Annotated in this window: 8 protein-coding genes and 2 pseudogenes; 4 read left to right on the top strand and 6 right to left on the bottom strand. The window is 65.5% G+C overall.

Annotated features, from left to right (window positions below):
- Nucleotides 1–31 precede the first annotated feature (31 nt).
- The 3 genes from OZ10_RS14020 to OZ10_RS14030 all read right to left on the bottom strand — a co-directional run bounded on the left by OZ10_RS14020 (nt 32) and on the right by OZ10_RS14030 (nt 3699).
- Nucleotides 32–508: a MarR family winged helix-turn-helix transcriptional regulator gene (locus OZ10_RS14020; protein WP_039408776.1), complete on the bottom strand. Its 477-nt coding sequence runs from the start codon at nt 506–508 to the stop codon at nt 32–34.
- A gap of 497 nt (nt 509–1005) precedes the next feature.
- Nucleotides 1006–2247 carry a cyclic di-GMP phosphodiesterase gene (locus tag OZ10_RS14025; RefSeq protein ID WP_039408798.1) on the bottom strand — a complete coding sequence of 414 codons (1242 nt, stop codon included), beginning with the start codon at nt 2245–2247 and terminating at the stop codon, nt 1006–1008.
- A gap of 141 nt (nt 2248–2388) precedes the next feature.
- The gene (locus tag OZ10_RS14030; protein ID WP_039565471.1) at nt 2389–3699 is read right to left on the bottom strand and encodes an MFS transporter; all 1311 of its coding nucleotides are present in this window, start codon (nt 3697–3699) and stop codon (nt 2389–2391) included.
- Nucleotides 3700–4475: 776 nt separating this feature from the next.
- On the opposite strand from OZ10_RS14030, the gene OZ10_RS14035 reads away from it, so the two are divergent.
- On the top strand, nt 4476–5021 hold the full coding sequence (locus OZ10_RS14035; protein ID WP_039565472.1) for a gamma carbonic anhydrase family protein: 546 nt from the start codon (nt 4476–4478) through the stop codon (nt 5019–5021).
- Nucleotides 5022–5311: 290 nt separating this feature from the next.
- Here OZ10_RS14035 and OZ10_RS20695 read toward each other — a convergent pair whose 3' ends face one another.
- Both OZ10_RS20695 and OZ10_RS14040 read right to left on the bottom strand, forming a co-directional pair.
- Nucleotides 5312–5578, bottom strand: coding sequence for a YkgJ family cysteine cluster protein (locus tag OZ10_RS20695; protein WP_081419535.1), 267 nt, complete (start codon nt 5576–5578; stop codon nt 5312–5314).
- Nucleotides 5579–5633: 55 nt separating this feature from the next.
- Nucleotides 5634–7004, bottom strand: coding sequence for a glycoside hydrolase family 5 protein (locus tag OZ10_RS14040; protein ID WP_039565478.1), 1371 nt, complete (start codon nt 7002–7004; stop codon nt 5634–5636).
- 389 nt (nt 7005–7393) lie between these two features.
- Here OZ10_RS14040 and ilvD point away from each other — a divergent pair, with 389 nt between their 5' ends.
- Together ilvD and OZ10_RS21375 are read left to right on the top strand one after the other, a co-directional pair.
- Entirely contained in the window at nt 7394–9232 is a 1839-nt protein-coding gene (gene ilvD, locus OZ10_RS14045) for a dihydroxy-acid dehydratase (RefSeq protein WP_039408787.1), read from the top strand.
- Between the two features lie 342 nt (nt 9233–9574).
- Nucleotides 9575–10015 (top strand): DUF2846 domain-containing protein, encoded by a 441-nt coding sequence (locus OZ10_RS21375; RefSeq protein ID WP_081419536.1) that lies wholly within the window; start codon nt 9575–9577, stop codon nt 10013–10015.
- Between the two features lie 148 nt (nt 10016–10163).
- On the opposite strand, the pseudogene OZ10_RS21380 reads toward OZ10_RS21375, so the two are convergent.
- A pseudogene (locus OZ10_RS21380) lies at nt 10164–10466 on the bottom strand (recombinase XerD); the annotation flags it as partial.
- Nucleotides 10467–10535: 69 nt separating this feature from the next.
- Here OZ10_RS21380 and OZ10_RS21390 point away from each other — a divergent pair.
- Nucleotides 10536–10995: pseudogene (locus OZ10_RS21390) on the top strand (IS3-like element IS1389 family transposase); the annotation flags it as partial.

Here is a 10995-nt window from a genome sequence, read left to right on the forward strand (position 1 = left end):
CGCTGCCAGGCGCTGGCCTGCAGCGCGCGGCTTACGGGGAGTCGAGCCGGTCCAGGCGATCGAGCGCGCGCAGCAACGGCGCCTCGCTGGTGCCGAGCACGGCACTGAGCTGCCGCTCCATGCGCAGCACCTCGGCTTCGGCATCGGTCAGCAGGGTGACGCCGGCCGGCGTCAGCGACAGATGCTGCATGCGCCGGTCCTGACGCCCGCGCACCTGCCGCAACAGACGGCGCTTGACCAAGCGCGCCACCACGATGGCCAGGTTGGGCGGCGACACATGCAGCACATCGCCGATCTGGCGCTGGTTGATCCCCGGGTTGCCGTCCACCAGCATCAACAGCGAAAAGTCGACCGGCTTCAGATCGAAGGCCGCCACGCAGTCCTGAAACATCCGCCGGACCAGCAGCTCGGTGCGGGTGATGCGGTAGCCCAGCAGCCGCAACAGGCGCGCCTGGTCCACCGTGGTGACGGCATCGGGCAACGGTGCAACGGCGGCGGTGGCGGACATGAGGGTTCTCGCGACAAAGGCAGCGGGCGGCACGGGACGCCCCAGGCGCCCGGTCCGCAACGCCGATCCCCGGCGTGCACCGCATTGTAGACGCGGCCGGCCGTACCGATGTGGACGTGCCGCCCGCCCTCGCTTGCGCTGTGCAGATGTCTGCCTGCGCACCGGCCGCTGCCGCCTTCCACGCGCGCGCCCGGCTGCGCGGCAGCGGTGCTGCGGTGCGCGGGGGACGGCGGTGATCCAGGCACGGAGTGGACATGGGATCCGGTCGGCATGTGATTGCGTTCCGGAATAGTTATGGATCATAACTACATTGCCAAGCTGCACCGCAGCATGGTCGCGTCCGCTAGCTCGCGGAGCGGACAAAGGCCAGCCGGTGCGCCAAGCGGTGCGACACGCTGCTGCCTGTAACGCTCCACGCAGGCGGCCGGTGCAGACTTGCGGCGCACATACACGCCGCAAGCCGCGGGCGTTGCCCGGTCAGCAGACGACGCCGCCGTTTACGGCAGCCAGAGTTTCTCCAGATCGCGGAAGCCCCAGTCGCCCGGGCTTTCCATCTGCGCGATGCGGTCCTGGCAGTCGGGGCGCGACAGGTCAATGTCCTGCACCAGCACATGGCTGCGCAGCCTGGCCGAATAGAACACGCGCACCTTGGGCTTGAGCAGCGCGTCGGGCGTCTGTTCGATCACCACGGCCAGCTTCTGCGATTCCAGACGCACCAGCGAACCGACCGGATAGATCCCCAGCCGGCGCACGAAGGCCTGGAAGATCGCCGGGTCGAAGTGGCCTTTCCATGACGCCATCTGCTTGAGCGATTCGGCCGGATCCCAGCCGCGCTTGTACGGGCGGTCGGAGCTGATGGCGTCGTACACATCGCACACCGCGCCCATCCGCGACATCAGCGAGATCTCTTCGCCGGCCAGACGGTTCGGGTAGCCGCTGCCATCCATCTTTTCGTGATGGTGCAGCGCAATTTCCAGCACCACCGCGTTCTGCACGCCGCCGGCCACCAGCAACCGATGCCCGTCCAGCGGATGCTGGCGCATGATGTCCATTTCATCGTTGGTGAGCCGGCCGGGCTTGTTGAGAATGTCCAGCGGCGTCACCGCCTTGCCCATGTCATGCAGCAGGCCGCCCATTGCCGCTTCCACCACCTGCGGCTCGGGCAAACCGAGCTGACGCGCCAGCCCGCTCATCAGGCCGGCCACTGCCATCGAGTGCAGGTAGGTGTAATCGTCGGCGGTCTTGAGCCGCGCCACGCTGATCAGGGCCTGCGGATGACGCAGCACCGAATCGTTGATGGCCTCCACCAGCGGCATCGCCGCCTCGGTGTCGACGGTGCGCCCCAGCCGCACGTCGCGGAACATCGCCTCCACCGTGTCGCGGCCGTCTTCGAAGATCTTGCGTGCGCGCACCACTTCGGCCTCGATGCCGACCTGCGCGGTGACGCTGTTGGTACGCACACCGCACGTGCTGGACGCCGGCTCCGGTGGCTCCGGTACGGGCGGCGGCGATGGCGTGTCGATCGCCTCGGGTGCGGGCGTGGATGCGCCGGTATCCACGTCGAGCCCGCGCGCGGTGTCGATCACCAGCTGCTCGATCCGGCTGCCGTGGATCTTGTCCACGTCCTGCGAATCGACCAGGAACGACGTCTTCCAGAACGGATGATGCACCCACGCGCCCAGCAGCTTGCACACATACATGCCGGGACGGAGTTGGTCGGAGTCGATGGTTCTGAGCATGCCGGCACTGGTCTGCACGAGGGTCACGGATGAGGCCGCCGCAGGCTTGGCGGTCTTCGTGGTTATCGGCAACCGGCTCGATTTCTTTGACCACCGACCACCGCGTGCGAAGCAGCGGCCAGCCGCGCTCGGCTGAGCGATTCAGCGATGCGGCAGGCGCATCGCCAGCACCGCGGCCGCAGCAAACAGCAGCGGCACCGCGCAGGCCAGATACAGCCGCACCGGCGACCACCCGGCGTCCAGCAATACGCCCGCGCAGAGCGGCGACAGGATCGCGCCGACGCGCCCCACGCCGATCGCCCAGCCCATGCCGGTGGAGCGCACCGCCGCCGGGAAGACCACCGGCGCTACCGCATACAGCCCGCCCATCGCCGCGGTCATGGCGGCGCCGGTCAGCAACGCGCTGGCAAAGGCCCAGCGCAGCACCGTGCTGCTCAGCCCGAACGCGACCATGGCCGCCGCTACCAGCAGCAGGGCACCGGCCGTCAGCCACGACAGCCGCGCGCGCAGGGCCAGCCAACCGAACAGGCTGCCGCCGACAATGCCGCCCAGGTTCAACAACACCCCGCCGGTGACACCCTGCGCGGCCGACAGCCCGGCATTCACCAACAGCTTGGGAGTCCAGCTGAGCACGAAGTAGAACGAGAATATCAGCAGGAAAAAAGCCAGTGCGATCAGCAGTGATTGCCGCCGTAGCGCCCCGACAAACAACGCCGCATAGCCATGCGTCTGCGCATCGGTCTGCACCGGCAGCGGCGGCAACTGCGCATGCGGCAGCATGGCCATGCGCGCCAGCACGGCGTTGAAGCGCGCAAGCGCCCCGGCCGGGCGACGGGCGATCAGAAATTCCAGCGACTCCGGCAAAAACAGCAGCACCAGCGGCACGCACAGCAACGACCCGAGCGCGCCCAGCCAGAACACCGCTGGCCACGACCACTGCTGCAGCAGCAGCGCCGCAATCGCCCCACCCAGCGTCGCGCCCACCGGGTAGCCGGTCGCCTGCAGCACGGTAGCGGTGCTGCGCCAGCGTGCAGTGGAGTATTCGGCCGCGGTCACCGCCACGCAGGCCAGCATGCCGCCAATGCCCAACCCGGTGAACGCCCGCAGTGCGCCCAGTTGCCAGGCATTGCCGGCCAGGGCGGACGCGCCCATGCCCAACGTGAGAATGGCCAGGCAGATCAGGGTGAGCGCACGGCGCCCGATGCGGTCTGCCAGTGGCGCCAGCAGCAGCGAGCCCACGGCCATGCCGACCAGCCCGGCACTGAACAATGTCCCCAACAGCTTGCCCGACAACTGCCAGTCGGCCGAGACATGCGGCGCGGTGAAGGCCATGGCCATCACGTCGAAGCCATCGAGCATCGTCAACAACACGCACATCGCCACCGCCCGCCACTGGAAGGGCGTCATGCGCTCCAATACGAAGGGCGCAGCGTCTGCGGTGCGTTGGAGCATGGGCATGTCCTGTGCATGGAAGGGCCGGTACCGATCACGTGAGCACGGCCGCGGCATGGCATCGCCGTGGACGGGCACACTGCCGTGCGCGCGGGCGAGGCAACGCCTAGCGAACACGGCAGCGCGATGACTGCACGCACGCTAGGCCCATCGCACGCACTGTTCAAGCCGGGCCAGCGCACGGCTGTGCGCTAATCGGACGCTGCGGGCCGCCGCTTCGCTTGCCCAGCCACACGTTCGGTCGGTGAGCCGGGTGCGCCAACGGCATGCGCCCCCATGCCGCACCTTGCGTGCCGACATCGATGCCCCTGGCCGCAGCGCCCTGGCTTGTTGCGTGGTGCGTCGATGCCGGCGGCAAAGGCGCGGCGATTCATGCGCGCCGTCGTGCGATGCGCAGGCGCATGCCCCGGGATGGCTGCTGCAGGCAGTCTTGGCCACCAGTCACCTGGTGACGTGCAACGGCACAGGCGTCGTGCGACTCATCGCAGCACGGGCAACGTCACCGCGCACGTTCGATGTCGCGGCGCGATGACCAAGGCCGCCGGGCCGGTCGGTCAACCGCGCACCAAGCGCCGCCGGTCAATGCGTTGCGACATCCAACATCCGGAGGCGTTTACCCTCACGATCGCAGGCCGCGTTTGCCTGCACATCGCAACAGGCTGCTCATCCCCCATGCCCGCTGTCGCGCGGGTCATGCCTGCGGCAGCCAGCAGCGCCGCGCAGGTATCATGCTGCGGTGCTGCAGTCGGTGGCACGCTGACCTGCCGGAGAGTGCCGTGACCCCGATTCGCCCATTTCTGGACCACACCCCTCAGCTGGGCGCGCGTGTCTACATCGACCCGGCCTGCACCATCATTGGCAAGGTGAGCCTGGGCGATGACGTGTCGGTGTGGCCGGGCACGGTGATCCGCGGCGACGTCAATCATGTGCAGATCGGCGCGCGCACCAACGTGCAGGACGGCACCATCATCCACGTCAGCCACCACAGCCCCTTCAACAAGGCCGGCTACCCGACCGTGATCGGCGAAGACGTCACCGTCGGCCACGGCACCATCCTGCATGCCTGCACCATCGAAGACCTGTGCCTGATCGGCATGGGCGCGTGCGTGCTCGATGGCGCCACCGTCAAGCGCTATGGCTTTGTCGGTGCCGGTGCGGTGGTCGGCCCGGGCAAGGTCGTCGGCGAGGCCGAGTTGTGGCTGGGCAATCCTGCGCGTCCGGCACGCACGCTCAGCGACAAGGAAATCGAAAGCCTGCATTACTTCGCCCAGCATTATGTGCGGCTCAAGGATCAGTATCTGGGCACGCCCGCCGCCCACTGAGCACGCCGCACCAGGCGCCATCGCACGCGTGGTGATGGCAACGAACGCGTGAGCGCCCGAGCGTTGGCGCAGCAGTTACCCACGCGCAAGGCGAGCGGGTGAATCGAGCGGCCGGCCGATGCCCGGGCTCCCGAACGCATGCATCGCATCCGCGCACGGCACGACGGCAGGCATGCGCGTAGATCAAGAGACCGCGCTGGCGAAGGATGCCTGCTGCCGGTCGAAGCCTGGACGCGATGCGAGGCGGCGCCGTGCGCGTGCCTCACGTGCCTGTGCCTGCAGAACGCGGCTCAGGGTCGCGTGGCGTGCTCCAGCGCGGCGAGGGTGGCCAATGCCTGGGCGCGCGAGCTCCCGCACATCTCCGCGGAAGGACGCAGGCTGCCACACACCAACGGCCGTGTCGGCAACCCGAACAGCCGGCATCGGCCCTGCCCGTCCAGCTGCACGCACGGCACGCCCGCCGGCTTGCCATGCGGCATGCCGGGGATCGCCGAACTGATCGACGGCGCAATACAGCACGCCGCGCAGCCGGCGCGGCACGGAATGTCCATGGGCATCGCTGCAGTGTAAACCGCCGCCCATGGTCCGGCGGCGGCCGGTCATCGTCGGCGGCTAGCGTGGCGGGACATAGCTGGACACGCGCACGCCAAAGAACGCCTGCACCGCGGCCAGGTTGCCCTTGGCCTGGATGTCCGCGCCCACGTCGCGGCTCATGCCGAGCATGTCGTCATCCGGCCAGCCGGGGCCGAAGCACCATTGCGTGCTGGGGATATTGTTCGCCTGCAGATGGGCCAGCATACGGGTGGTGGCGACCTCCGCGCTGCGATTGCCGGCCGGGTAGCCGTGCTCGCCGAGGTAGCCGCGCTTGCCGGCATGCCGCAACGCGTCGATGAAGGGCGTCACCATCTCGATGCCGGTGTCCGGCAGGATCACCTCGTCGCGCCCGCCAGGCCCGATCCAGTTGCCGCCGCCCGCCCCGTTGCTGTCCAGGTAGTTATGCGCTTCGTAGACGATGCGCGCGTAGGGGTCGGGGATGTCGAACAGACTCATCGAATCCTCCTGCCAGAGCCGTGCGCTGGCATAGCCATTGCCGCACACGAACACGAAGTGGTCACGGTCGCGATCGACGATGGTCTTGCAGCACGCAGTGGCGGTCTTCTGCCAGTGTGCCGCCATCGACAACACACTGCCATCGGCATTGAGTTCCTTCCCCTGGTAAGGCTCGTTCATCACGCCCCAGCCGAATACGGCCGGATGCTGCCGGAACCGATTGACGATGCGTGCCCACAGGTCGGGCAAGCCGGCCTCGTTGTAGAGCGTGCAGCCTGGCGTGCCGATCACCCGGTACTCGTAGAGCTTGAGCAGCCCGTCGCGGCGATCGAAGTAACCCTGGTAGCCGAAGCTGCGCAGCGGATAGGTGTCGGCCCAGAGTGCGGGGTCGACCAGATCGTCGATGCGGTTGCCGCGCGCATCGACGATGGCGCCACTGGCATCGCGCCGGTAGCCCGACTTGGCCGCCACCCGCTGCGGCAAGCGCATGTAGTCGTGCAGCTCCACAATCGCGCGTTTGCCGCGCGCGGCGATGTTGTCGAGCGCGGCCTGGACCTGCGCGCAATAGGTTTCGTTCAACGGCAGGCCCTGCCCGCGCGTGAAGCGTGCCGCCGTGGTCGGCAACCGGAACAACGGGCAGGCCCCGGCGGCGGCCACGTGCTGTGCGGTGATGGCGCGGTAGTGGGTGCCGATCTCGGCATTGTCCACATAGCTGTTGGACGCCAGGCCGGACAGGTTCAGGCCGGCGAAGGGCAAGGTGGCGCTCTGCGCAGCGGCGCTGCCGCCCCACCCCACCGATGCCAGCACTGCGGCGCCGGTGACGCCTTGCAGAACACGACGCCGGGTGATGCCACCGGCTGCTGCCAGCGTCTGGTCGGGAGGATGCGAGGACGCCGTGCTGGAGCGACGGCGGGGATGTGGATGGTCGGACATGGGCGCCTCCTGCGGTGCCGTGATGGGATCCATGGCGGTGCTGCCACCTGTGCGCACCGGCCTGGCGCCATGGTGCGGACGCGGCGCGGTCGCGTCTGCGACCCGGTTCGCAGGCTGTCACTGCATGAAACGGCGCATACGTTTACATCGCATTACATGACAGCCACGCACCCGCTGTGCCCGCGTTGCAGCCGGATGCAGGCAGACACAACGACCGCCCGCCAACGGTGCCGTGCATGCGAGCGCCGCTCGCGCACGCCACCACACGCCCGCAATGCCTTGTGCCTGGACCTGTTGCGCCCCCGCTTTGCGGTGACGGTTGCAGCAGCAACAGTCGCCGTGCGGTCTAATTGCCAGCCATCGCTCGCTGACTAGCCGTCGAATTCGCCATGCCCGAGTACCGCTCCAAGACCTCCACCCACGGCCGCAACATGGCCGGCGCGCGCGCGTTGTGGCGCGCCACCGGCATGAAGGACGGCGACTTCCACAAGCCCATCATCGCCATCGCCAACTCGTTCACCCAGTTCGTGCCGGGGCATGTGCACCTGAAGGACCTCGGGCAGTTGGTCGCGCGCGAGATCGAACGCGTCGGCGGCGTGGCCAAGGAGTTCGACACCATCGCCGTGGACGACGGCATCGCCATGGGCCACGACGGCATGCTGTATTCGCTGCCCAGCCGCGAGATCATCGCCGACTCGGTGGAATACATGGTCAACGCGCATTGCGCCGACGCGCTTGTGTGCATTTCCAACTGCGACAAGATCACTCCCGGCATGTTGATGGCCGCGCTGCGGCTCAATATCCCCACCGTGTTCGTTTCCGGCGGCCCGATGGAAGCCGGCAAGACCAAGCTGGCCGAGCACAAGCTCGATTTGATCGACGCAATGGTGATCGCCGCCGATGACAGCGCCTCCGATGAGAAGGTGGCCGAATTCGAACGCAGCGCCTGCCCCACCTGCGGCTCGTGCTCGGGCATGTTCACCGCCAACTCGATGAACTGCCTGACCGAAGCGCTGGGCCTGTCGTTGCCGGGCAACGGCACGGTTGTCGCCACGCACGCGGACCGCGAGCAACTGTTCCTGCGCGCCGGGCGCGTGGCGGTGGAGTTGTGTCACCGCTGGTACGGCGGCGAAGACCCCACCGCCCTGCCGCGCGGCATCGCCACGTTCGAGGCCTTCGAAAATGCGATGACGCTCGATATCGCCATGGGCGGCTCGACCAACACCATCCTGCATCTGCTCGCCGCCGCGCAGGAAGGCGAGGTGGCATTCGGCATGCGCGATATCGACCGCCTGTCCAAGCGCGTACCGCAGCTGTGCAAGGTTGCCCCGAACACCCCCAAATACCACATCGAAGACGTGCATCGCGCCGGCGGCATCATGGCCATTCTTGGCGAGCTGGCGCGTGGCGGGCTGCTGCATACCAACGCAGCCACCGTGCACGCACGTACGCTGGCCGATGCCATCGCGCAGTGGGACGTCACCCAGACCGACGATGAAAAGGTGCACACGTTCTACAAGGCCGGCCCGGCCGGTATTCCCACGCAGATTGCCTTCAGCCAGGCCACACGCTGGGACACGTTGGATACCGATCGCAGCGACGGCTGCATTCGCGATGTCGCGCATGCGTTTTCGCAGGAGGGCGGCCTGGCCGTGCTGTACGGCAACATCGCCCGCGACGGCTGCGTGGTGAAGACCGCAGGCGTGGATGAATCCATCCACGTCTTTGAAGGCAACGCCCGCGTCTTTGAGAGCCAGGATTCGACGGTCAAGGCTATCCTTGCCGACGAAGTGAAAGCCGGCGACATCGTGGTGATCCGCTACGAAGGCCCCAAGGGCGGCCCCGGCATGCAGGAAATGCTCTACCCCACCAGCTATCTCAAATCCAAGGGCCTGGGCAAGCAATGCGCCCTGCTCACCGACGGCCGCTTCTCCGGCGGCACCTCGGGCCTGTCGATCGGCCACGCCTCACCGGAAGCCGCCGCAGGCGGTGCGATCGGCCTGGTACACGACGGCGACAAGATCCTGATCGATATTCCCAATCGTTCGATCAATCTGCTGGTGTCCGACGAAGAACTCGCCAGCCGTCGTGCCGAGCAGGATGCCAAGGGCTGGAAGCCGGTGGAGGTGCGTCCACGCAAGGTCACTACAGCGTTGAAAGCGTATGCGTTGCTGGCGACCAGTGCGGATAAGGGTGCGGTGCGGGATAAGGCGTTGCTGGACGGTTGAGGCCGACATTTAGAGCAACCTGATGTGATGCACGTAGATGGACATGGCGCGTCATCGGCACAGCTTCTGATTGGTCTTGCGCGGGTGGATCATGCTTCTCTTAAATGAGTGCCATTGGCACGGATACTGGCGTGTACTCAATTGATCGACTACGCAGGGCCTAGTCTCCATCATTCGCTAAAGCGAATACCTAATTCACGCCTTTGGTAAGATGTTTTCTGAGGACTGTGGCACACTAAGTCAGAGGTGAGCGCCGGGGACGCAGCTGCAGTCTGCAGCTGATGTGGTGCGAATCCTTGTTCAGATATAGGTCGCTTCTACTTGATATGTCCAGGGGACACCATGATCAAAGTTTTTGCTCTCACGCTAGTAGCATTTGTTGCTCTTGCATCTGGCTGCGCCTCGGTGCCGATGGGGCCTGCAGCACAAGATGCAGCACTAAAAAAGTTCCCCGCACCCGCGGAGGGGCACGCTGGAGTGTATATCTACAGAAACAGCTTTGCCGGCCAAGCCCTCAAGAAAAACGTTTATATTGATGGAAAATTCTTAGGCGAGAGCGCAAATAAAACTTACTTCTATCAACAGGTCAAGCCAGGCGAGCACACGGTTTCCACTGAGTCCGAATTTAGTGATAATGCGTTCAAGTTCATCGCGCAGGCAGGCATGAATTATTTTATTGAGCAATACATCAAAATCGGTGTTTTTGTAGGCGGTGCAAACGTCAAACTTGTACCTGAGCAAGAAGGTAAGAAAGGCGTTCTTAATTCTGGACTCGCCAAATAATTTATATCAAGAATGGATGTCTGGCTTGGCTCCAGACATCCATTCGTGCCTCGCCTGATCCCGGGCATCGCATGATTCACCCATCATATTGTCAGTAAAAACATTTACTATAATTAAGGTCAAACCTTTCAGGCAATAAATTAGCAAGGATGCGCGCGGCCCTTTCGAACTGATTTTCGGCATGCAAGATCATCGTCCGCTCGCGCTGCACAAGCTAATCTACAGCCCCCCGATCCGCGTTCTCTATCACGCGCCAAGATCTCGCCACGCGCGGCATCCACGTCCTTGATGCGCAGGCGCAGGCATTCCATCAACCGCATCCCGCTGCCGTACAGCAGGCTGGCCATCAGCCAGCACCGCCCCTCCAGCACCGCCAGCAGACGTGCCACCTCCTGGCGCGAAAGCCTACCGGAATGCACCTGGGCCGCTTGGCGCGCACCAGGTTTTCTATCCGACGTCCCCCCAATTTTGAGTAGCACCTCAGTTTGGAGTCCAATTCCCTACCCCAAGGAGATTGGACGTGAAGAAGCGTTTTTCCGAAGAGCAGATCATCGGCTTCCTGCGCGAAGCCGAAGCGGGCATAGCGATCAAGGACTTATGCCGGCGGCATGGCTTCAGTGAGGCCTCGTACTATCTGTGGCGCAGCAAGTTCGGCGGCATGAGCGTGCCCGACGCCAAGCGGCTCAAGGACCTTGAGGCCGAGAACGCGCGGCTAAAGAAGTTGCTGGCCGAGCAGTTGTTCGAGAATGACCTGATCAAGGATGCTTTGCGAAAAAAGTGGTGAGCGCACCGGCGCGTCGTGCGCTGGTGCGCGAGTGGATCGGGCGTGGTGCCAGCGAGCGTCGTGCGTTGGCGGCGATCGGCATGAGCGCCAGCGCGCTGCGCTATTGCCCACGTCAAGACCGCAATGGCGAACTGCGCGAGCGCATTCTTGCGTTGGCGCATCGCCATCGCCGCTACGGCGTGGGGATGATCTATCT

Origin of the sequence: Xanthomonas cannabis pv. cannabis, from assembly GCF_000802365.1 — a bacterium.
Taxonomy (GTDB): Bacteria; Pseudomonadota; Gammaproteobacteria; order Xanthomonadales; family Xanthomonadaceae; genus Xanthomonas; species Xanthomonas cannabis.

Excerpts from the sequence above, each read along its gene's own strand:
- OZ10_RS14020 (WP_039408776.1), bottom strand. The coding sequence starts at position 508 with ATGTCCGCCACCGCCGCCGTTGCACCGTTGCCCGATGCCGTCACCACG.
- OZ10_RS14025 (WP_039408798.1), bottom strand. The coding sequence starts at position 2,247 with ATGCTCAGAACCATCGACTCCGACCAACTCCGTCCCGGCATGTATGTG.
- OZ10_RS14030 (WP_039565471.1), bottom strand. The coding sequence starts at position 3,699 with ATGCTCCAACGCACCGCAGACGCTGCGCCCTTCGTATTGGAGCGCATG.
- OZ10_RS20695 (WP_081419535.1), bottom strand. The coding sequence starts at position 5,578 with ATGCCCATGGACATTCCGTGCCGCGCCGGCTGCGCGGCGTGCTGTATT.
- OZ10_RS14040 (WP_039565478.1), bottom strand. The coding sequence starts at position 7,004 with ATGTCCGACCATCCACATCCCCGCCGTCGCTCCAGCACGGCGTCCTCG.
- ilvD (WP_039408787.1), top strand. The coding sequence starts at position 7,394 with ATGCCCGAGTACCGCTCCAAGACCTCCACCCACGGCCGCAACATGGCC.
- OZ10_RS21375 (WP_081419536.1), top strand. The coding sequence starts at position 9,575 with ATGATCAAAGTTTTTGCTCTCACGCTAGTAGCATTTGTTGCTCTTGCA.